Annotated in this window: 20 protein-coding genes; 16 read left to right on the top strand and 4 right to left on the bottom strand. The window is 59.2% G+C overall.

Features of this window, described 5'->3' with window-relative positions; all coding sequences use genetic code 11:
• The first annotated feature begins 101 nt into the window (after positions 1-101).
• The 3 genes from ACK2JC_RS02370 (at position 102) to hydA (ending at position 4,634) form a co-directional block, all read left to right on the top strand.
• On the top strand, positions 102-341 hold the full coding sequence (locus ACK2JC_RS02370) for a DUF3343 domain-containing protein (RefSeq protein WP_320937380.1): 240 nt from the start codon (positions 102-104) through the stop codon (positions 339-341).
• Positions 325-3,018, top strand: a complete 2,694-nt coding sequence (xdh, locus tag ACK2JC_RS02365) for a selenium-dependent xanthine dehydrogenase (RefSeq protein WP_320937379.1) — start codon at positions 325-327, stop codon at positions 3,016-3,018. Before ACK2JC_RS02370 ends, xdh begins: the two co-directional genes overlap by 17 nt.
• Positions 3,019-3,248: 230 nt before the next feature.
• Positions 3,249-4,634 (top strand): dihydropyrimidinase, encoded by a 1,386-nt coding sequence (gene hydA / locus ACK2JC_RS02360; protein WP_368271738.1) that lies wholly within the window; start codon positions 3,249-3,251, stop codon positions 4,632-4,634.
• A 153-nt stretch (positions 4,635-4,787) separates the two neighbouring features.
• Here the strand turns inward: hydA and larA are convergent, their stop codons facing one another.
• Both larA and ACK2JC_RS02350 read right to left on the bottom strand, forming a co-directional pair.
• Positions 4,788-6,038: a nickel-dependent lactate racemase gene (gene larA, locus ACK2JC_RS02355; protein WP_320937377.1), complete on the bottom strand. Its 1,251-nt coding sequence runs from the start codon at positions 6,036-6,038 to the stop codon at positions 4,788-4,790.
• Positions 6,039-6,040: 2 nt separating this feature from the next.
• Positions 6,041-6,982, bottom strand: a complete 942-nt coding sequence (locus ACK2JC_RS02350) for a LysR family transcriptional regulator (protein ID WP_320937376.1) — start codon at positions 6,980-6,982, stop codon at positions 6,041-6,043.
• A 394-nt stretch (positions 6,983-7,376) separates the two neighbouring features.
• Here ACK2JC_RS02350 and ACK2JC_RS02345 point away from each other — a divergent pair, with 394 nt between their 5' ends.
• The 12 genes from ACK2JC_RS02345 (at position 7,377) to ACK2JC_RS02290 (ending at position 19,742) form a co-directional block, all read left to right on the top strand.
• Positions 7,377-8,225: a polysaccharide deacetylase family protein gene (locus ACK2JC_RS02345; protein ID WP_007712561.1), complete on the top strand. Its 849-nt coding sequence runs from the start codon at positions 7,377-7,379 to the stop codon at positions 8,223-8,225.
• Positions 8,226-8,265: 40 nt separating this feature from the next.
• Positions 8,266-9,360 carry a C45 family peptidase gene (locus ACK2JC_RS02340; protein ID WP_320937375.1) on the top strand — a complete coding sequence of 365 codons (1,095 nt, stop codon included), beginning with the start codon at positions 8,266-8,268 and terminating at the stop codon, positions 9,358-9,360.
• Between the two features lie 174 nt (positions 9,361-9,534).
• The gene (locus ACK2JC_RS02335; RefSeq protein ID WP_092370198.1) at positions 9,535-10,659 is read left to right on the top strand and encodes a permease; all 1,125 of its coding nucleotides are present in this window, start codon (positions 9,535-9,537) and stop codon (positions 10,657-10,659) included.
• Positions 10,660-10,678: 19 nt separating this feature from the next.
• Positions 10,679-11,020, top strand: coding sequence for a DUF1622 domain-containing protein (locus ACK2JC_RS02330; protein ID WP_320937374.1), 342 nt, complete (start codon positions 10,679-10,681; stop codon positions 11,018-11,020).
• 159 nt (positions 11,021-11,179) lie between these two features.
• The gene (locus tag ACK2JC_RS02325) at positions 11,180-11,911 is read left to right on the top strand and encodes a hypothetical protein (RefSeq protein ID WP_107435131.1); all 732 of its coding nucleotides are present in this window, start codon (positions 11,180-11,182) and stop codon (positions 11,909-11,911) included.
• 273 nt (positions 11,912-12,184) lie between these two features.
• Positions 12,185-12,574: a winged helix-turn-helix domain-containing protein gene (locus ACK2JC_RS02320; RefSeq protein WP_264477508.1), complete on the top strand. Its 390-nt coding sequence runs from the start codon at positions 12,185-12,187 to the stop codon at positions 12,572-12,574.
• A 33-nt stretch (positions 12,575-12,607) separates the two neighbouring features.
• On the top strand, positions 12,608-13,633 hold the full coding sequence (gene selD / locus ACK2JC_RS02315; protein ID WP_276851021.1) for a selenide, water dikinase SelD: 1,026 nt from the start codon (positions 12,608-12,610) through the stop codon (positions 13,631-13,633).
• A 24-nt stretch (positions 13,634-13,657) separates the two neighbouring features.
• Complete coding sequence (gene yedF / locus ACK2JC_RS02310) at positions 13,658-14,332, top strand: sulfurtransferase-like selenium metabolism protein YedF (protein ID WP_320937373.1); 675 nt, start codon at positions 13,658-13,660, stop codon at positions 14,330-14,332.
• Positions 14,333-14,354: 22 nt separating this feature from the next.
• Entirely contained in the window at positions 14,355-15,185 is an 831-nt protein-coding gene (yqeB, locus tag ACK2JC_RS02305; protein ID WP_118755249.1) for a selenium-dependent molybdenum cofactor biosynthesis protein YqeB, read from the top strand.
• Positions 15,186-15,187: 2 nt separating this feature from the next.
• Complete coding sequence (locus ACK2JC_RS02300; RefSeq protein WP_320937372.1) at positions 15,188-16,348, top strand: aminotransferase class V-fold PLP-dependent enzyme; 1,161 nt, start codon at positions 15,188-15,190, stop codon at positions 16,346-16,348.
• Between the two features lie 35 nt (positions 16,349-16,383).
• Positions 16,384-16,848 carry a 4Fe-4S dicluster domain-containing protein gene (locus ACK2JC_RS02295; RefSeq protein WP_276950222.1) on the top strand — a complete coding sequence of 155 codons (465 nt, stop codon included), beginning with the start codon at positions 16,384-16,386 and terminating at the stop codon, positions 16,846-16,848.
• Entirely contained in the window at positions 16,845-19,742 is a 2,898-nt protein-coding gene (locus ACK2JC_RS02290) for a DMSO/selenate family reductase complex A subunit (protein WP_320937371.1), read from the top strand. Before ACK2JC_RS02295 ends, ACK2JC_RS02290 begins: the two co-directional genes overlap by 4 nt.
• 263 nt (positions 19,743-20,005) lie before the next feature.
• On the opposite strand, the gene ACK2JC_RS02285 is transcribed toward ACK2JC_RS02290, so the two are convergent.
• Both ACK2JC_RS02285 and ACK2JC_RS02280 read right to left on the bottom strand, forming a co-directional pair.
• Positions 20,006-20,302, bottom strand: coding sequence for a DUF2325 domain-containing protein (locus ACK2JC_RS02285; protein ID WP_092370174.1), 297 nt, complete (start codon positions 20,300-20,302; stop codon positions 20,006-20,008).
• A 264-nt stretch (positions 20,303-20,566) separates the two neighbouring features.
• Positions 20,567-20,908, bottom strand: a complete 342-nt coding sequence (locus tag ACK2JC_RS02280) for a cupin domain-containing protein (protein WP_092370171.1) — start codon at positions 20,906-20,908, stop codon at positions 20,567-20,569.
• A 156-nt stretch (positions 20,909-21,064) separates the two neighbouring features.
• Here ACK2JC_RS02280 and ACK2JC_RS02275 point away from each other — a divergent pair, with 156 nt between their 5' ends.
• Entirely contained in the window at positions 21,065-22,276 is a 1,212-nt protein-coding gene (locus ACK2JC_RS02275; protein ID WP_107435125.1) for an NADP-dependent isocitrate dehydrogenase, read from the top strand.
• The last annotated feature ends 15 nt before the right edge of the window (positions 22,277-22,291 follow it).

Below are 22,291 nucleotides of genomic sequence, written 5' to 3'. Positions count from 1 at the left end.
TACGGGCCGCCCGGGGGCGGTCTGTTTAAGCCATAGAATGATAGAATTTCTGAAGCCACTGTAAATTGGATTGGGATTGGCCGGGAGAGGAGGGGACCGCCGTGGCGCGCGTGAAAACCATGAAGGTTGTGATAACATTTCCGGGGACCACCCAGGCGCTGCGCATGGAGAAGGAAGCGCGGGAGCGTGGACTTTCCGGACGTCTGATTCCCGTACCGTCGGCGATACGGGCGGGCTGCGGCATGGCCTGGAGCGCGCCGGTGGAAGCCCGGGGCCAATTAGAATCTCTGTTGGAGACGACGGGGATAGAACTGGAGGATATTTATGAGTTCTTATTGTAAAGTGTGGATTAACGGGCAGGAGATCGAAGCGGACGCGGACCGCAAGCTGATCGACGTGCTGAGAAACGACTGCCGCTTAAAGTCCGTGAAGGACGGCTGCAGCGAGGGCGCCTGCGGAACCTGTACGGTGCTGGTGGACGGAAAAGCCACCAAGGCCTGCGTGCAGAAGATGGGGCGCATGGAGGGAAAGCACATTCTTACCGTGGAGGGGTTCAGCCAGCGTGAGAAGGATGTGTATGTATACGCCTTCGGTCAGGCCGGAGCGGTACAGTGCGGTTTCTGTATCCCCGGCATGGTGATCTGCGCCAAGGGACTGCTGGATGTGAATCCCAACCCCAGCCGTGTGGAGATTGCCCACGCCATCCGCAACAACTACTGCCGTTGCACGGGCTACAAGAAGATCATCGACGCCATTGAGCTTGCGGCAAAGATGCTGCGGGAGGACACCCGGCTGGATGAGCAGGAGAAGATGGTCAAGGTCGGCTCCCGGATGCACCGCATCGACGTGGAGGGCAAGGTGCTTGGCACCGGCCAGTACGTGGACGACATGGACCAGGTGGACTTACCCGGGCTGGTATACGGCAGCGCGGTGCGGGCCAAGTATCCGCGGGCGCTGGTGAAGGATATCCGCACGGAGAAGGCCAAAGCTCTTCCGGGCGTGGTCTGCGTGCTGACCGCCGGGGACGTGCCGGGCAAGAATAAGGTGGGCCATCTGAAGCAGGACTGGGATACCATGATTCCGGTGGGGGGAACCACCCGGTATCTGGGCGATGCCATCGCCATTGTGGCGGCTGAGACTCCGGAGATTCTGGAGCAGGCCAAGGCCCTGGTGGAGGTGGATTACGAGGAGTTAAAGCCCGTGACCTGCCCGGCCGAGGCCCTGGCGGAGGGCGCTCCCCTGGTGCATTCCACCGGAAACGTGTTGAGCCACGAGCACCTGGTGCGTGGAAACGCGGAGGAAGTGATCGCAAATTCCAAATATAAAGTGACGAAACATTATGAGACGCCCTGGACCGAGCACGCATTCCTGGAGCCGGAGTGCGCCATCGCAATGCCCTTTGGGGACGGCGTATTCATCTACTCTACGGACCAGGGAACCTACGACACCCGCCACGAGACCTCGATCCTTCTGGGTCTGGATCCCGACAAGGTGATCGTGGAGAATAAACTGGTGGGCGGCGGCTTCGGCGGCAAGGAGGATGTGACTGTGCAGCACCAGGCGGCTCTGATCGCCTATCTGACCAAGCGGACCGTAAAATGCAAGCTGACCCGCAAGGAGAGCCTGATCATCCATCCCAAGCGCCATCCCATGAGCATCGACCTGACCACGGCCTGCGACGAGAACGGTTATCTGACCGCCATGAAGGCGGTGGTGGTGGCCGACACCGGCGCGTACGCTTCCTTAGGCGGCCCGGTGCTCCAGAGAGCCTGCACCCATGCGGCAGGCCCCTACAATTACCAGAATATCGACATCGACGGCACCGCCGTTTACACCAACAACCCGCCGGCAGGCGCGTTCCGCGGCTTCGGCGTGACCCAGACGATCTTTGCGACGGAGATGAACCTCAACCTGCTGGCTGAGATGGCCGGTCTGGATCCCTGGGAGATGCGCTACCGCAACGCCATCCGTCCCGGACAGGTGCTGCCCAACGGGCAGATCGCGGACCCGGCCACCGGCCTGGTGGAAACCCTGGAGGCGGTGAAGGATCAGTTCTATGAGGCGTACAACGCCGGTAAACCGGTGGGCCTGGGCTGCGCGTTAAAGAACGCGGGCGTGGGCGTGGGCCTTCCCGACAAGGGCCGGGCGCGTCTGATCGTGGAGGGCGGCAAGATCCACATCCACGCGGGCGCATCCTGCATCGGCCAGGGCCTGGGCACCGTGCTGGTGCAGATGGTGGCGGAGAGCGCCGGGGTCAGCATGGACGACATCGTCTACCACAACCCCAACACCTCCATGGCCCCGGATTCCGGCACCACCTCCGGTTCCCGCCAGACCCTGATCACCGGCGAGGCGGCCAGACGGGCTTCCAAGGACCTGCGCAAGGAACTGTTTGCGCTCACCGGCCGCAGCTATGAGTGCCGGACCTTTGACAAGCGCTACCTGGAGAACGTGGTGGTGGAGGAGGAATCCCCCGAAACCGCGGCCGTGACCTTCACGGGAGAGGAGTTGGCGCTGTTAAACGGCAGGGAATACTACGAAGAGTATTACGCCAAGACCGACAAGATGGGCGCGGACCTTCCCAACCCGGTATCCCATGTGGCCTACGGTTACGCCACCCAGATGTGTCTGCTCAACGAGGACGGCACGGTGGATAAGATCGTGGCCGCCCACGACGTGGGTAAAGCGGTGAACCCAATGAGCGTGGAGGGCCAGATCGAGGGCGGCGTGCTGATGTCCTGCGGTTACGCGCTGACCGAGCAGTACCCTTTAAAGGACTGCGTGCCCACGGCCAAGTACGGTACCCTGGGGCTGTTCCGGGCGGACAAAGCGCCGGAGATCGAGAGCATTATCGTGGAGAAGCCCGGCGTGGACGTGGCCTTCGGGGCCATCGGCATCGGTGAGATCACCTCGATCCCCACGGCTCCGGCCATCGCAGGGGCCTACTACAAGTGGAACGGACAGTTCCAGACCGCGCTCCCCCTCGAGGGAACGCCCTACGCGAAGAAAAAGGCGTAATTTGCCGGAAAATGAATGAAAAGGGTCAGGCCGGGCGGCGTGTAAACGCCCGGGGCCTGGTCTGAGACGGGGAACCAGAGGGAAATCTTCTGGTTCTTCGGTTTATTGTTTGGAATGGGCGTCTGGCGCAGCCTGCGGGCGAATGATTGGACGGGATGAGCTGGCGGTCTTTTGAAGGACAGCCGCGGCAGGCGGCTTGAACCGTGATTTTTAGAAAGGAATGTACTGAGATGAATCGTAAATTGTTGAAGGGCGGCACGATGGTGTCCGGGAGCGGGAGCGTTCCCGCGGACGTGCTCATAGAGGGAGAGAAAATCGCCGCGGTGGGAACCGGGGAGGAGATCGGGCGTCTGGCGGACGGGGACACGGAGGTTGTGGACGTGTCCGGCTGCCTGCTGTTTCCGGGTTTTATCGACGCCCACACCCATTTTGACCTGCACGTGGCGGGCACGGTGACGGCGGACGACTTTGAGACCGGCACCCGGGCGGCCGTCCGGGGCGGAACCACCACCATCGTGGATTTCGGCACCCAGTATCCCGGGGAGACCCTGGCCGACGGCCTTAAAAACTGGCATGAGAAGGCGGACGGGAAATGCTCCTGCGACTACGGTTTCCACATGTCCATCACGGACTGGAATCCGTCGGTGAGCCGGGAGATCGACGACATGATGGAGCAGGGCGTTTCCTCCTTCAAGCTCTACATGACATACGACACCCAGGTGGACGACGAGACGATTTTTGCCATCCTGCGCCGCTTGAAGGAGGCCGGGGGGATCACCGGGGTGCACTGCGAGAATAGCGGCATGATTGCCGCCCTCCAGGCCGAGGCCAAAGCAGCGGGGCGCATGGGCGTGTCCAGCCATCCGGCAACCCGGCCCGCGGCCGCGGAGGCAGAGGCCATCGGCCGCCTGCTGCGTCTGGCGGAGGTGGTGGATATCCCGGTGGTGGTGGTTCATCTGACCTGCCGGGAGGGCTACGACGTGATCATGGAGGCCAGGAGAAGAGGGCAGAAGGTTTACGCCGAGACCTGTCCCCAGTACCTTCTGATGGACGACAGCCTTTACCGGCTGCCCGGAATGGAGGGGGCTAAGTACGTGTGCGCCCCGCCTCTGCGTGGAAAAGCGGATCAGGAGTGCCTGTGGCGCGCCCTGGCCGCCGGGGATATCCAGACCGTGTCCACGGACCATTGCAGCTTTACGACGGAGCAGAAGCTTTTGGGGAAGGACGATTTCACAAAGATTCCCGGCGGGATGCCGGGGGTGGAGACCAGGGGCGTGCTGCTGTACACCTGCGGCGTGGACCAGGGACGCATTTCCCAGGAGAAAATGTGCCAGGTTCTGTCTGAGAACCCGGCCAGACTTTACGGGATGTTCCCTGAGAAGGGCCTGATCGCGCCGGGAAGCGACGCGGATATCGCCGTGCTGCGCACCGGGGTGGAGGATGTGATCACCGCGGACGGCCAGCTCCAGAACGTGGACTACGCGCCCTTTGAGGGCATGAAGGTCACGGCCAGGGTCGAGCAGGTGTTCCTTCGTGGAACCCAGGTGGTGAAGGACGGCCGGGTGGCGGTGGAGCGCGCGGGGAGATTTGTAAATCGCGGGAAATACAACCTGTAGAGAGGGCGTAAGCTTCTCGCCGCAGGCCGGAAAGCCAAACCGGAAAACGAAGGACTGAAAACGGCTGTACAGCATCGGTTAAACACCGGCGCTGCACAGCCGTTTTTGCAGTCATAAGAGGGGAAAGTGCGGGGGCGCGCGGCGCTCTCTCCCTTACGCCGTCACACAGGGCAGCGTGGAACCGCCGTAGGGCATCACGATTACGCCCGCGCCGGGGCCCATCACCCGGAAGGCCTGATCCAGCGCTTCCTGGACGGAGTGAAACGGCGTCATGAAAATCTGCCGCACAAAATCCGGTTCCATGTCGGACACCAGATAGATGGAAGCTCGCTCCAGCACCATAGCGATGGCCGCGGCCTTGTGGCCGCCAAGGCGGAAGTCGGTTTCAATCCGGCGGATCAGGTCGCGGGGCTCCTTGGCGCAGCGCATCCACTCCTCAAAGGTCGCCTCCCCCATGCCTTCGTGGCAGGAACCTACCAGGATGATGATTCCGCCGTCCCGGACCGCATACTTTGCGTTTTCCAGCGCCTTCTGGGTCTGGTAGAGATTCAGGTCCTTGGGATGTCCGCCCTGGCTGACCAGCACGATGTCAGCCTTTTGGCGGATATCCTTCCGGTAATAGCGGTCCAGCAGGCGGCAGCCGGCCCTGTGGGCTGCGATCACGTCGCCGCAGACGCAGTGCACGATCTTCTTGTGTTCGTCCAGCACCGCGTTTACGATGAAGTCCACCGGACAGCAGTTTAAGGCGTCCTCCAGGTCCTCCCGGAGGGGATTGCCCTCCAGAACGCCGGCGCAGGCGTCTGGCCGGACCATGTAGGAGTGGTTGGCCTGGATCGCGGCCCGGGTGGAAACGCCGGGCATAATGGCCTTGGCGCCGCCGGAGTATCCGGCAAAATAGTGGTATTCAATGTTGCCCAGACAGATGCGCAGATCCGCCTCCGCCACCGGGCGGCAGATGTCCACCGGGGTGCCGCGCTTTGTGTCGCCCATATGTACGAAGTCGAAGTCCAGGGAATCCACGCAGTTCACCTGCCGGTAGACTTCTTCGCCCGCCAGGTGCATTTTCTCCTCCTCGGTCTGCTTGCGGTGGCTGCCCAGGGCGAACACCACGGTGATGGATTCGGGGCGGATGCCGGCCCGGTACAGCTCGTCTAATACCAGGGGCAGCACCACCGCAGAGGGCATGGGGCGGGTGATATCGCTGGTCACAATGGCGACCTTTTGCTTTCCCTTTGCCAGTTCCGCCAGGGGCGGCGTACCGATGGGGTCCCGGAGGGCGCGGGCCACCTCCGCCGCGCTGTCCTTTGGGGCCTCGATCCCATTGGGGTAGAGCACATCCAGTACAGTTTCGTCCGGCAGCTCCACTGTCTGGGGACAGCTGCCGAAACCGATCTCAAGTTTCATGGTTACCTCCGTTCTGCGCGTGTAGCGCGGTGGGTGTCTTTTTTTCTGAAAACCTGGAACATTTCCTCAGCCAGTTCGATAAATTGTTTTACCGCCTGATTGGAATCCAGCTTGTAGCCCAGGCCGATGTCAATGGGAAAATCCATGCTGATATCGATGGGAAGGGTGGCCAGGGAAGGAAAACTTTTCCAGTACATGGAGTAATAGATCAGGATCAGCCCCTCCAACTCGCACCGCAGGGGCAGGGAACTTCCATAGTGGCCGATGTCGATGATTTCCACATCGGGGGCTGTGGCGGTGATGTAATCGCGCAGCAGATCGTCGGCCCGGGTGATTCCCCTGGCGTACATGAGAACCTTCTGACCCCGCAGATCGTCGATGGAGATTTTTTTCTTCATGGCCAACGGGTGGGTGGGGGACATACCGCAGCAGTGCCGGTCCTCCATGAGTTTGATAAAACTGTATCCCGGCTCCTCGAAGAGGTAACCGGACATGTACTCGGTGGTGATGTCGAAATTGTTGTTTACAAAATTTTTGAAATAACTCTCCAGCGGATAGTCGATAAATTCCAGGGCCACATTGGGATGAAGCTCGGAAAATCTGCGGCAGATTTGGGGCAGGAGCACGGCCGTGAAATTGGGCAGGGTGCCGATGCGGATGGATTGAGCGCACTTTTCTTCCAACTCCCGGCAGCGCTGCAGCACACGGTTGGAGGCGCGGATCATCTTCTTCGCTTCCTGGTAGAAATACTGTCCCGCAGCTGTCAGCGTGATGCCCTTGTTGTGGCGGTCAAACAGCCGGAAGCCCAAATCTTTTTCCAACAGATTCATCTGCTGGATCAGAGCGGTCCGGGAGACGAACAGCTTGTCCGCGGCCGAGGAGAAGCTGCCGGATTCGGCGATGACGATGAAGGAATCTAAGTGTCTGTCGTACGTTGGATTCACCTCCCTGTATGGGGATGGATGTAAGGTTTTCCTTTACGCAAACATAGCGTATTTGTGCTTCTTTAAGCGGGGCGGGCGTGCTATGATGAAACTGTAAAGAAAATGTTAAAAACGACGAATAATTACCGGAAATAAGATGGCGAAAAGTGAAAAATAACCATAAAATCCGGCCCAATTCTGAATGAATCAGGAAATCATATTAAATTTAGAAACAAAATCTATTATGTTATTATCACACTTTTTCGGCAAAGTCAATAGCTGCCGCGGGAAGTGAAGTGATTTTAAAGCGTTACGTTTTATCCATGGCCATGGATGTTGGCCGGTTACAGCGCAGTAACCGGCCGGGAACAGAAGGTACAGCAAACAGTGGATCTTTTAAAGGAGGATATGATTGATGCAGAAAACTGGAAAAGTGAAATTACCGCCCGGAAAAAAAGTCGCCGTCAACCTTGGATGTGATTTTGACGCCCAGAGTATTTGGGATGGTTCCTACAACCTCCTGTCGCCCGCGTACATGAGCCGCGGAGAATTTGGCGCAGAAGTGGGAGCTCCCCGCCTGTTAGCGCTGTTCAAAAAATATGATATCAAGACCAGCTGGTTCATTCCGGGCCACACGGCGGATACCTTCCCGGATATCTGTAAGGAAGTTCTGGCCGCAGGACATGAGATCGGCTGCCACGGTTATGTGCACGAGAACCCCACGAAATCCACCTATGAGCAGGAGACCAAGGTCCTTCAGATGGCGCTTGAGTCCCTGGATAAGCTGGGCGCGCCCAAACCGGTGACCTACCGCTCCCCGTACTGGGATTTCAGCCCCAACACCATCCGGATTCTGGAAGAAAATGGTTTCCTGTACGACAGCAGCCTGATGGGCAACGACCTGCACCCCTATTATCCCAGACCTGTGACCCCGCATTCGGACCGCGCCAATGAGTTCGGCGAGCCCTCCAAGATTCTGGAGCTGCCCGTGTCCTGGTTCCTGGACGATTTCCCGCAGACCGAATATCTCACCGGCGGACAGGAGGGCCAGCGGCCGGCACAGGATATCTTTGACAGATGGGCGTCCATTTTCGACTACGCCTGCACTCTGGACGGCGCCTGCTACATTCTGACCACCCACCCCCAGACCATTGGCCGGGCCCATATGATCCAGATGTACGAGAAGCTGATCAACTACATGGCCGAGCGGGGAGCCTGGTTCGCCACAGCGGCCGAGATCGGCGCAAACTTTATCCCGGACTAGTCTGAGACGGGCATGATCGGGCTGCGAAAGGAGTGAAAACGTGATCAACAAGGAACTGTTTCCCATTATCATTGCTTCCGGTACGCCCTATGAGATCGGGCTGATCCATGGAAGAGAAGCAAAAAAACAGGTCGACATCAGCATAAGCACCTACAAGGCCATGTTCTGGGATTATTCCGGAATCCGCTGGGAGGACGCGTGTAATTATGCCAGGACCTTTATCCCTACCATCAATGAGTACGATCCCGACTACATGGAGGAGATCCGTGGAATCGCGGACGGGTCCGGTTATGGAATCGACGAGATTCTGGCCTTAAATGTCCGCAGCGAGATCGTGCTGCAGGGCAGCCAGATTAACAGCAGTAATACCGACGGCTGCACCACGTTCGTTTTCACACCCCAGGTGACCGAGGGAGGCAAGACCCTGCTGGGCCAGAACTGGGACTGGAAAATGACCGAGCAGGCGGGCTGCATCATCATGCACATCCGTCAGGAGAAGAAACCGGACATCACCATGGTCACCGAGGCGGGCATCATCGGCAAGATCGGCTACAACAGCGCGGGTATTGGCGTTACCTTAAACGCGCTGTCCTCGAACATGAAGGTGGAGGGAAAGGTACTGCCCCTGCACATCGCTATGAGGGGGATGCTTGACAGCCGGACGCTGTCGGATATGATCCGGGCCACCACCTGCATGAACTTATCCTGCTGCGCCCACTATATGATTGCCAGCTCCAAGGGCGAGGGCGTGAGCCTGGAGGTAGGTCCCGGAGACTTTGACGCCCTGTATGCGGAGGAGGGCTGGCTGGCTCATACCAACCATTTTATCACTCCGCGGCTGATGTACGTGAAGGACACCACAAGAGTGTCCCTTCCGGACAGCTTCCTGCGCCTGGGGCGGATGCGCACCATGGTGCGGGCCCTGAACCACAAAATTCGGGTTGCGGATATCAAGGAGATGATGGCGGACCACACCAGCTATCCCGACAGTATCTGCCGCCACGAGGACGTGCTGGAGCCGGAGGGAAAGCGGCTGGGAACGATTTTCAGCATTATCATGGATCTGGAGCGGGAGGAAATGTACTTCGCGCCGGGCAATCCGTGCACAGAAGAGTATCATTTGATTAAATTTTAACTGAATGAACCGGTAAAAAGGGTGCGTCTCGCAGATACACTAGGGAGGCGCCCTTTTTCACTTTCCGGGAAAATCCTGCCGCGCTGCAGGAAAGCGGTTGTCCGCCGGAGGGAGATAGGCGCTTTGGCGCCGGTTCATTTGTATTGCAGTAATATCGGGAAGGAGGGTATTGTGATGAATCCATTGTTGACAGTTTTTATAATCGGTGTTTTAGGGTATCTCCTGGGCAGTATCAAGGTGAAGGGGTTGTCGCTGGGAACGTCCGGCGTGCTGATCGTGGCGCTGCTGTTCGGCCATTATGGGATGGAAATCCCCTCGGTGATCCGGGAGTTCGGCCTGATCTGTTTTGTGACGGCGGTGGGATTTATCGCCGGGCCGGTATTTTTCCGGAATTTTAAAAGCAAGGCGCTTTCCTACGTGGTGCTGGGAATTCTGATTATCGCCGCGGGGGCGGTCAGCTGCGTGGCGGTGATTACCATAGCCGGGATTCCCACACCTCTGGCAGTGGGAATGATGACCGGAGCTCTGACCAGCACTCCGGGACTGGCGGCGGCCATCGATGCCACCGGGGATTCCATGGCTTCCATCGGCTACGGAATCGCCTACCCCTTCGGCGTGATCGGAGTGGTGCTGTTCGTGCAGCTGGTGCCTAAGCTGCTGAGAATTGATGTGCCTGGGGAGGTTGAAAAGCTGAACCGGGCCATGGCGGCCAACGTCCATCAGGACACCTCCGGGGAAAGACATATACAGCTGGATGATTTTGGCTTTTTCCCTTTTATGATCGCGACTATTGCCGGAATGATGATTGCCAAGATCGTGATCCCGCTTCCGGCCGGGGCCAGCTTTACGCTGGGCACCTCGGGAGGCCCCCTTCTGGCCGGGCTGGTGATGGGACATTTTATGCATATTGGACCGGTTTCCATCACGGTTCCCAAACCAACCCTGGAGGTGCTGCGGGAGTTTGGACTGGTGCTTTTCCTCATGGGAGCGGGCACCAACGCCGGAAAGGGGTTTGTGGAGATTCTGATGCAGTACGGCGCAGCCCTGTTTTTCCTGGGAGCGGTTATGACGCTGCTTCCTATGGTGATCGGTTATATCCTGGCTACAAAGCTGTTCTCCATGGACATTTTGAATTCTCTTGGAGCCATCTGCGGGGGCATGACCAGCACGCCGGCCCTGGGAACGCTGCTGGCGGTCACAAAGACCGAAGCCGTGGCGGCTTCCTATGCGGCGACTTATCCGGTAGCGCTGATTTTTGTGGTGCTGTCGGCTCAGTTTATCTCCATCTTTTTGATGTGATGGGAGTTGGGAGGCGCGTATGTACGCTATGATTGAGATCATACTTCCGGAAATAATCCATTTTCTGGAATTCATTGGAATTGTGATTATTTTGATCGGCGCCACCCGGGCATTTCTGTTCTATCTGGGTTCATTTTTTAAAAAGGAGGGAGAGCGCAACATCAAGCTGATGCTCGGTTCCTCCCTGGAGCTGGGTCTGGAGTACAAGATGGGGGCGGAAATATTAAAGACCGTGCTCATACGGGATATGAACGAGATCTGGATTCTGGGCTCAATTATCGTGTTGAGGGCGCTGCTGTCATTTTTAATCCATTATGAGATGAAACACCAGACGGTTGTTCACACCGGATCGGGTGAGTGAAGGGAACCAAATATGCTTTGAATACCAAAGTATAATTTAAATGTAGTATTTCTTGAAAGTTACAGGAAAATACGATATAATAGGTTCACAATTCACAAAATATGGAAGAAGCGCCTGAGCCAAGGGGCCGGGCAGCCGAGATGAAGGGGGAAACAAACGATGAAGCAGATGGACGAGGCGTTCAGGAAAAAGTGTATTTCCAAAGGGGGCAGTTATCTGGAAAAGCGGCGCTCCATCGGAGGAGTAGGAGCGGGGATTGTGGCAGGGAGCGCGGTGCTTTTGGCGGCGGCGATTCTGCTGTTGCTGATGATGGCGGCCTCCGGGAACGCGGATCTGATTGTGATGGGTGTGGTTCTGGGCGGAGGAATCAGTCTGTTCTGTCTTGCATTTATCCTGCTGGGGATCTTTATGAACAAAAAGCGCAGAGCCGGTTATATGGAATATTTCGTCAAGCACACCGGTTATTCCAGGGAAGAGCTGGAGGCCTTTGACCGGGAGGTGCTTTTGCCGGACTCCCTTTACAGTACGACGGACGGAAAGCTGCGGAGTAATTCCGCCCTGGCCTGCGATCTGGTGACCAGAAACTGGCTGTCCATGGCCATCCACGAGCCGGTTCGGGTGACGGATGTTGCGGTGGCCTTCTATGCGGACGAGGTGGCCTACGCCAGCAATAAATGGGAGCATGTGATGTTTGTACTCCTGTCCCACGGAGAGCTGGTCCATCAGCAGTGCAAGGAAGAATACGCTATGGACCTGATCCAGGAGCTCAAAAAGCGCAATCCCGGGCTTATCTGTTCACGCTGTTTCAAAGCGGACGGCAAACTGGTGGATTGCATCAAGGAGCCGAAGCAGGCAGCCAGGCTGTACTGCGAGGCCATGGGAGCGCGCTGACGAATCTGCGGGGATTTTTTCGTTTGATTTTTTCGTCCAGTTCGGCCAAAATAGTTGCATCGGGCTGAAAATCTGTTATAATAGAAGCAGATTATACCGATGCATTTTGGAGCTTTATGCGTATATCATAAAAGCCGTTGTTTGTCCTGATCGTTTTCGCGGGCAGAACGGCTTTTTTGTTGGATGTAATAGGCCGCCGGCGCAGCCTGCGGCCTATCGTCTGAGAACGTTATTTTCTGAAAAATACAACGAAACGGAAAGGGGATGGTGAGGATGGGAGCGGTGGATCAACTCAGATACGGCATGTCCATCAAGCTGTACGGGGAGGACAAGGCCTTTGGGCCGGGAATCGCCGAGCTGCTGCGCAATGTGGAGAAGGAAGGGTCCCTTCAGGGGGCGGCTCAGTCCATGAATATGGCCTACAGCAAGGCCTGGAAGATTTTAAAGGGCGCTGAGAAGGAGTGGGGCTTGTCGCTCACGGACCGGGAGACCGGCGGGCGGGACGGAGGCGGCTCCACGCTGACGCCTGAGGCCAGGGAGATTCTGGAGCACTACGAGGCGTTTATGGCGGAGACCCGGCAGTCTACCGGCGAAATTTTTGAGCGGCATTTTTCGGGAGAATGGCTGCGCGGACTGAGGGAGCGGGCCGGGAGCCGGAAATGACCTGCGGACGGATACGGGAAAAGGAGGAGAACGATGGGAGAGGAACCGATTGTATTTTGTAAAGGGGGAGGCTGCACGGCCAAACTGGGGCCGGGAGCGCTGTCCCATGTGCTGGAAAAGCTTCCGCGCTTTGACGACCCCAATCTGCTGGTTGGGTTCGACGCTTCGGACGACGCGGCGGTTTACAGGCTGACGGACGAGTTAGCCATTGTGCAGACTCTGGACTTTTTTCCGCCCATGGTGGAGGATCCTTATGTGTTCGGTCAGATCGCGGCAGCCAATGCGCTGAGCGATATTTACGCCATGGGCGGGGATGTGAGGACGGCGTTAAACATCGTCTGTTTCCCGGAGGCCATGGATCTGAACATCCTGGGAAGGATTCTTAAGGGCGGCAGCGAAAAGGTGCGGGAGGCCGGGGGAATCCTGGCCGGGGGCCACTCTATCATGGATACGGATGTAAAGTACGGTCTGTCCGTCACCGGGGTGATTCACCCGGACCGGGTGTTTGCCAACAACTCCTGCCGGGCGGGGGATGTGCTGATTCTGACCAAACCGCTGGGCGTGGGCATCGTGTGCACCGCGGCCAGAATGGGCGCGGCCTCGGCTGAGGCCATGGACCTGGCGGTCCGTTCCATGACGGCCTTAAACCGCTATGCCTCGGAGGTGGTGCGCCGGTACAGGACCCACGGCTGTACCGACGTGACGGGTTTTGGGTTTCTGGGGCATCTCTGCGAAATGATGGGAGAGAAGTTCAGCGCCACGGTCTACCGGGATCGGATTCCCTATATCCCGGCCTGCGAGGAGTATGTGGAGGACTTCTATCTGACGGCGGCCGCCCAGCGCAACCGCAATCATTTGCAGAACAAAGTGGTTTTTGAACATGTCCCCTTTGTATTGGAAGAGGTTTTGTTTGACCCCCAGACCTCCGGCGGGCTTCTGGTTTCCATGGACCCGGCGGACGCGGGGGCGGCCCTTGACGAGTTAAAGGCGCTGGGATTACCCTGCGATGTGGTGGGAGAAGTGACGGAGCGGTGTGGTTACACTGTTATTGTGAAATAAATAGCAAAAAGGAGGAGTGCCGAGATGAGATTGGATGAGAGAGGGAAGCAGTGTCCGCTGCCGGTGGTGGAGACCAGGAAAGCGTTAGAGGCGGCCGGACCGGGAGAGACCATCGAGGTGGTGGTGGACAATGAGATCGCGGTTCAGAACCTGCGCAAGATGGCGGATCACAAGGGGCTGGAGTTCCGGTCTGAGAAAACCGGCGAGCGCGAGTTTACGGCGTGGGTCCGGGCGGCAGCGGGCGGAACGGCGGCAGCGGCGTTAGCGGGCCAGGTAGCCGGGGAGCCGGGTGCGGCTGCGGCCCAGGCGTCCGGCCGTTCAGACGGTTGTCCCGCCCCAGCCTGCTGTCCGCCTGCTGCGGACGGTGGCATTGTGGCGGTGATCTCCTCCAACTGCATGGGCCAGGGGGACGACACCCTGGGGAAGCTTCTGATGAAGGGTTTCATCTATGCCCTGAGCCAGCAGGAACAGCTGCCGCGGACCGTGCTGTTATACAACGGCGGGGCGTTTCTCTCCTGCGAGGGCTCGGACAGCGTGGAGGATTTGCGGGAGCTGGAGGCCCAGGGGGTGGAGATTCTCACCTGCGGCACCTGCTTAAACCACTACGGCCTGGAGGGAAAGCTGCAGGTCGGCGGGGTGACGAATATGTACGAAATTGCGGAGCGGATGACCGGCGCCAGGCTGCTGGTCCGCCCATAGGAAAGGAAGCGCGGAAATCGAAATGGAAGAGCAGAAGCATTTGATTATTGTCAGAGGAGGCGGCGATCTGGCGACCGGAACAATTCACAAGCTGAACCGCTGCGGTTACCCGGTACTGGTACTGGAGACGGGGTTCCCGTCGGCTATCCGCCGCCATGTGGCTTTCTCGGAGGCGGTCTACGACGGTGTCGCCGAAGTGGAGGGAACGGTCTGCGTGAAGGCTTCGGGCGTTCAGGAGGCCATGGCAATCATGGAGCGCGGGGACGTGGCGCTGTTAGTGGACCCGGAATGCCGGGTGCTGGACGAGGTCCGGCCGTGGGCTCTGGTGGACGCCATTCTGGCCAAGAAGAATCTTGGAACCACCCGGGACATGGCTCCTAAGACCATCGGGCTGGGGCCGGGATTTGAGGCCGGAAAGGATGTGGACCTGGTGGTTGAGACCATGCGCGGCCACAACCTGGGACGGATCATCGGCAGCGGGAGCGCCCTGCCCAACACCGGGGTGCCGGGCACCATCGGCGGTTACGGAAAGGAGCGGGTGATCCACTCGCCTGCCAGGGGCATTTTCATGGGCGGCGTGCAGATCGGCGACAAGGTGAAAAAGGACCAGCAGATCGCGAAGGTGGTCACCGGCCACGGCGAGGTGCCGGTGAACGCCACCCTGACCGGGATCATCCGCGGGATCATCCGGGACTGCTATCCGGTGACGGAGGGATTTAAGATCGCGGATATCGATCCGCGGGAGGAAGAGTACGAGAACTGTTTCACCATCTCAGACAAGGCCCGGTGCATCGCCGGTTCCGTACTGGAAGGACTTTTGTATCTGGAGAGAAAGCAGGGAAAGCAGGTTTAAAAATGATCTATTTGGACAGCGCCGCCACCTCCTACTACCGGCCCGACTCGGTGGCGGAGGCGGTGGCCGGGGCGATCCGCACCATGGGCAACGGTTCCAGGGGAACCCACCCGGCGGCATTGGCGGGCGCCAGAGTGATTTATGAGACAAGGGAGCTTTTGGCGGAGCTGTTTCACGCGCCGGGGCCGGACCGGGTGGCGTTTACTGCCAACTCCACGGAAAGCCTGAATATGGCCATCAAGGGCGTGGTGCGCCCGGGGGACCGGGTGGCGGTTACGGCGCTGGAGCACAACAGCGTGCTGCGCCCCCTGTATCAGATGGAAGCCGAGGGCGCGGTGCTGGAGATTGCGGGCTGTGTGGGAGCAGAACGGCCTCCCGGGGATCCCCTGCGCAGAAAAGGGCTTCTGGATTACCAGGCGCTGAAAACGATCCTGGAGGGAGGCGTGCGCGCCCTGGTCTGCACCCACGCTTCCAACCTGACCGGCAATCTGGTGGACATCCGGCGCATCGGGCAGTGGTGCCGCCGGGCCGGGGTGATTTTTATCGTGGACGCCTCCCAGACGGCGGGCATTATTCCCATTGACATGGAGCGGGACTGCATCGATATCCTGTGTTTTACCGGTCACAAGGGCCTTATGGGGCCACAGGGCACGGGCGGAATCTGCCTGGGAGAGGGGATCGAGGTCGAGCCGCTTCTCACCGGGGGCAGCGGCATCATGACCTTTTCCCGGGAGCATCCGCGGGTGATGCCCACGGCCATGGAGGCTGGGACCTTAAACGGTCACGGCATCGCCGGCCTTAGGGCGGCCCTGGGTTACCTGAAGGAGCAGGGGCCGGATTCCCTGCGCAGGCGGGAACGGGCGGCCATGGACGCCTTTTTGGAGCAGGTGCGGGAGATACCCGGGGTGAAGCTGTACGGGGATTTCGACCAGCCGGAGCGGGCGGCCATCGTGGCGCTGAATCTGGGGGACGAGGATTCCGGGGAGGTCAGCGATTTCCTGGCGCAGGAGCATGAGATCTACACCCGGGGCGGCGGGCACTGCGCGCCGCTCATGCATCGGGCGCTGGGGACGGAGCGCCAGGGTGCGGTCCGCTTCAGCTTCTCGCCCTTTAACACGGTGGAGGAGGCGCGGCAGGCGGCGGCGGCTCTGGCCGGATATTAGGGGGACCACGTGAAAATCGGAGGATTGTGCGGAACATGAGAAAAGTTGGTTTGTATACGGAGTGGGGGATCTGCATGGGCTGCAACGCCTGCCAGATCGCCTGCAAGGACGCCCACGATCTGCCGCTGGGCGTCAATCTGCTGAAGGTTCGATGCCGTGAGACGCGGGAAAATGGACAAATTACGGTGCGTTTTCAGCCGGAGGCCTGCCGTCAATGCAGAAACGCCCCCTGCGCCCGGGCCTGTTTGGCGGGCGCGCTTTTTTTTCGGGCGGACGGGACCGTAGGATACCGGCGGGAGCTTTGCAGCGGCTGCGGAAGATGCGGGAACGCCTGCCCCTTCGGACAGATTTACCCCGCGCGGCCGCAGCCTGGAATTTACCGCTGCGACGGCTGTTATGAGCGCAGGCAGCGGGGGGAAGAGCCGGTCTGCGTGCTGGCCTGCCCGGTAAACTGCCTGCGCTTTGCAGCCCGGGATCAGAGAGAGGAGGTCTGTCCATGAGCGGGATGGAACGGCTGCAGCGGATGCTGGGGATTTACCAGGCGGGAGCCGGTTTCTTTGCCGGTCCCGGGGAGGCCTGGGACCAGCCCGGGTTCCGTCGGTATTTCCCTGAAATGGACCGGGAGGAATTTGTGCTTGAGTACGACTTCCTGTTCCGGGGCACGGACGCGGATGTGGAGATGGTCCTGTGGGCCTCCGGATGCAGCGGCAGGGGAAATATTCTCTGGAACGGCACTACTCTTGAAGTGATAAAAACTTATTACAGCTGGGGTTACCGCCCAGTGAAAATGGAGGGGAACCCGCCGGACTATCTGGGGGAAATGTTTCGCTTCCTTGCGTATCTGACCAGCGCGGGGATTCACTGCCAGAAACAGGGGGAGGACCCGGCCGGTCCGTTGGCGGCCGCGGAAGCGTTTATCCGGAACTATGTGTTGAGTACCGCCGTAACCGTGGCCGGGTGCATCCGCGCCTGCAGGAAGGACAGCCCTTTTTTGGCGGTGGTGGAGCGGCTGGCCCGGGCGTTGGAGGATGCGGGCGGAGTAGCGGCGGGGGATTTGGAACGGTCTGAGGCCGGTTCCGACCCGGCCTTCTTCGAGGACCCCACCGTTACCCCCATATTCCCGGAGGTGATCCGCCGCGGCCCCAATCCGCCCATCCCTCTGGAAGAAGAGCGGACCGTCAACACGGCGGGCATCAACAACTGCGGGGGCTGCTGCGTGATCCGGGCCGTAGTCCGGGAGGGCTGCCTGCTGCGCATCGAGACGGACACGCCGGGAAACAGCCCGCAGCTCAGAGCCTGCGTCAGGGGAAGGAGCTACCGGAACACGTTTCTGTCCGGGGGCCGCTTAAAATACCCGATGAAGCGCATCGGGGAGCGGGGAGGCGGCAAGTTTGCGCGGATCAGCTGGCAGGAGGCCGCGGACCTGGCGGCCGGCCAGTGGAAGCGGATTAAGGATACATACGGCGTGGGTTCCCGGTATGTGAATTACGCCACCGGCGTGACCGGCATTATGCGGCCCGGACGGCTGGCAATGCGCCTGCTGGCTCTGGATGGCGGTTATCTGGGCTATTACAATTCCTACAGCAGCGCCTGCGCCAACTACGTGACGCCCTATCTGTACGGCACGGCGTTCAGCGGAAACAGTCCGGCGGACCTGCTGAACACGAATTTTCTGATTCTGTGGGGCCACAACCCGGCGGAAACCATTTTCGGGCCGGAGCTGAACGGATACCTGGGGCAGTTGAAGCGAAAGGGCGTCCCCATCACGGTCATCGATCCGCGGCTGAGCAACACGGCGGCTGCTTTTGCAGACTGCTGGATCCCTATCAGACCGTCCACGGACAGCGCGCTGGCGGACGGAATGGCCTACGTGATCTTGTCCGAGGGCCTGGAGGACCGGACCTTTATGGACCGGTACTGCCTGGGTTTTGACGAGGAGCACATGCCGGAGGGATTTCCGGAGGGGGAGAGCTACACGTCCTATCTTTTCGGGAAGAAGGACGGTATCCACAGGACGCCGGAGTGGGCGGAGCGGATCACCGGCGTGCCCGCCCAGACCATCCGCAGTCTGGCCCGGCAGTATGCTGCAGCGAAGCCCGCCTGCCTTCTGGCCGGTCTGGGGGCCCAGCGCACCGGCAATGGGGAACAGGTGGTCAGAGGTCAGATCATGCTGGCCTGCCTTACCGGCAATGTGGGCCGGCCGGGAGGCGGGGCGGCGGGATCAGGCTGGATTCGGGAGCACGGCGGCATCGGCCTGTTCAACCAACCGGCCAACCCCTATCCGGGGCGGATTCCGGTGTTCCAGTGGGCCAAGGCGGTGGAGCGGGGGACAGAGTTCGACCGGGAGCACGACGGTCTGACCGGAGTTTCACGGCTGGAGAGCAATATCAAAATGATTCTGAACCTGGCCGGAAATACCCTGGTGAACCAGCACTCGGATATCAACCAAACCACCCGGCTGCTGAGGGATGAGACGAAATGTGAGTTTATTCTCTGCTCCGATCTGTTCATGACGCCCAGCGCCCGGTACGCGGACCTGCTGCTGCCTGCAACATCGGTGTTTGAGGGCGACAACATTGTCAATCCCTGGATCGGCGGCAGCTACCTGCTGCGCAACAACCAGGTGATCGAACCGCTGTTTGGCTGCCAGTTTGAGTGGGAGTGGCTGAAGGAGGTGGCGGACCGCCTGGGGTATTACCGGGAGTTTGTGGATGGGAAAGAGGAGACGGAGAGCTGGCTGCGGGAGAATTACGAGATCATGCGCAGGCGGGAGCCGGAGCTGCCGGATTACGAGACTTTCTCGGCCGCAGGCGGTTGGCGTTACCGGGACGGCCGGGTCCATGTGGCCTTCCGGGAGCAGATCGCGGACCCGGAGAATCACCCATTTCCAACGCATTCAGGCAAGATTGAGATATTTTCCCCCGACCTATACAGGTTGGGCAGGCCGGAGGAGATTCCAGCGATCCCACGGCACATGCCCTGTCCGGAGGGGCCGGAAGATCCGTTGACCCAGCGTTATCCCCTGCAGCTGGTGGGCTGGCATACCAGAAGGCGCTGCCACTCCATCCACGACAACAACCAGTGGATGGACGAGGTGGAGGCCCCAGCGCTGTGGATTCACCCGGAGGACGCCGGGGCTAGAGGAATCGGCCAGGGCGACCTGGTGGAAGTGTTTAATGACAGAGGAAAAGTGCGGATTCCGGCCCTTGTGACCGAACGGATCATGAGAGGGGTCACCGCCATGTCCCAGGGCGGATGGTACCGGCCGGACCGGCAGGGCACGGATACCCGGGGGAGCATCAACGTGCTGACGGACGGGGACCACCCGTCGCCTCTGGCCAAAGGAAATCCCCAGCATACCAATCTGGTGGAGGTGCAACGGGCGGGGAACTGAGCCGGAACCGGTTGTAGTGCCGCTCGGAGCAAAGGAACTGAGCCGGAACCGGTTGTAATGCCGCCTGGAGCAAAGGAACTGGGCCGGAACCGGTTGTAATGCCGCTCGAATAAACGATCACGGAGTAATGCCGCCTGGAGCCATGGCGCTTCAGGCGGCATTATTGGATGCAATGGTCCGCTGGCGCAGCCTGCAGGCGATCGTTTTGGGCGGGATTGCTCCCGGCGGCCTCAGTTCGTCCGCCTCCCGGGCGTCCCGGGATTCTACGCCATCCGGCAGTGCCTGCACTGTTCCTCCAGGATCCCGCTCAGCGCGGTGCCGCTGCTGGTGTGGCAGCGGACGACCTGGGTTTCGCCCTCGTTGACTTCGTCCAGGGCGCAGCGGATCATTTTGTGGGACACGGTGTTGGTGAACAGCACCAGCAAATCCGGCCGCCCGATCTGCTTGTCCAGGCCCGCACACATCTGGGTGAAAACCTTTGCCTTACATTGATAGTCCTTACAGATTTTCTTGTATTGGCGGACCATACGGTCGTGACCTCCGATAATGACAACGCTCATAGAGAACCTCCTTGTATGTAGTGTTGGATTCATTTGTGGTGGGGGTGCGTTTTAAGCAGTTAGTTAAAACTAACTAATATGTATGGAATTATACGACAGTCCTGTGCGTTTGTCCAGAGGAAATTTGATTATTGAGAAAAAATAAGAAAATGCAGGGAGTATAAGAGGAGAGAGGACAACAAATCCCGGCCGGTCCGGGGGAAAATATTCGGGCCGCCCGGAGAAGGTTCATCCAGGCGGCCCGCCAAAAGCCGCAGCGCCGTTTTACACGAAATCCTCCCGCATGGGCGTGAAGAAATCCACCAGAATTCCTTCCTCAATGCATTCGCAGCCGTGGGGGATGTCGTTTTGCTTAAGCAGAGTGTCTCCGGCAACGACCTCGCGGGTCTGATCCCCGATGGTGAAGCGGAAGCGGCCGGAAGCCACGTAGGTGATCTGCGTGTGGGGGTGATGATGCATGGCGCCGATGGAACCCTTCTGAAACACATTCTCCACGCACATCAGCTCGTCGCAGTAGGCCAACACCCTGCGCTCCACGCCCGGAGACGCCTCGACGCCCTTCACGTCCCTGCCAAATACCCAATTTGCCCCTTTTTGTGTACCCATTTGAAAGTCCTCCTGAATCTGAAATGTTTGAAGCTGAATTTACTGTAACAGCGTTGAAAGATTTTGTCAATAAGGGGGAGAGAACGTTGTATCACGGTAGAATTTATGATACTCTAGTACAAATAGAACGATTCTGACAAACGTGGAGGATTTTGTATGGATAAGATTAAAATGACCACCCCCCTGGTGGAGATGGACGGGGATGAGATGGCCGCGATTCTCTGGCGGGAGACCAAGGAAAAGCTGGTGCTGCCATTCGTGGATCTGAAGGTGGATTACTACGATCTGAGCATCCGCAACCGGGATAACACGGACGATCAGGTGACGATCGACTCCGCGGAGGCGGCCAGGCGGCACGGCGTTGCGGTAAAATGCGCCACCATCACGCCCAACTTAGAGCGCATCCGGGAGTACAACCTGAAAAAGATGTGGAAGAGCCCCAATGCGACCATCCGCTCGGCCCTGGACGGCACGGTGTTCCGCGCGCCGATTCTGATCAAAGGCATCGAGCCTTATGTAAAAACCTGGGAGAAGCCCATCACCCTGGCCCGCCACGCTTACGGCGACCTCTACCGAGCCACGGAGATGAAGATCGACGGCCCGGGAAAATGCGAGCTGGTATTTACCGCTGAAGACGGAACCGAGCGCAGGGAGCTGATTCACAATTTTACCTCCCCGGGCGTGGCCCAGGGCATCCACAACCTGGACAACTCCATCCGCAGCTTTGCCCGCTGCTGTATGTCCTACGCCCTGGATGTGAAGCAGGATCTGATCTTTTCCGCCAAGGACACCATTTCCAAGGTCTACGACCGGAATTTCCGGGAGATTTTTAAGCAGGTGTTCATGGAGGAGTATATGGAACAGTTCCGGCACGCCGGGCTGAAATATGAATACTGTCTCATCGACGACGCGGTGTCACGGGTGATCAAAAACAGCGGCGGTTACGTCTGGGCCTGCCAGAACTACGACGGCGACGTGATGAGCGACATGCTGGCCACCGCCTACGGCTCAGCGGCTATGATGACCTCCGTGCTGGTGTCCCCGGACGGCGTCTACGAGTACGAGGCGGCCCACGGCACGGTCCGTCGCCATTATTACCAGTATCTGGAAGGCGGTGTAGCCTCCACCAACCCGCTGGCGATTATTATGGCCTGGAGCGGAGGTCTGAAAAAGAGGGGAGAGCTGGATGGAAATGAGGCGCTCTCGGCGTTTGGCGCGGCTCTGGAGGAGGAATCCATCCAGACCGTGGAGAGCGGAATCATGACCGCGGACCTGGAAAAGGTGGCCGTCAACCCCTCGCCTCATGTGGTTACGGGACTTCAGTTTATCGATATTGTGCAAAAACGGCTGGCAAAGCGCCTGGATTGAACTGTAAAGGGGCTT

It is taken from the genome of Enterocloster lavalensis (assembly GCF_046603895.1).
Taxonomy (GTDB): domain Bacteria; phylum Bacillota; class Clostridia; order Lachnospirales; family Lachnospiraceae; genus Enterocloster; species Enterocloster lavalensis.
Note: the sequence above shows the minus strand (reverse complement) of the source record. Positions and strands in the feature narration are given on the sequence as shown.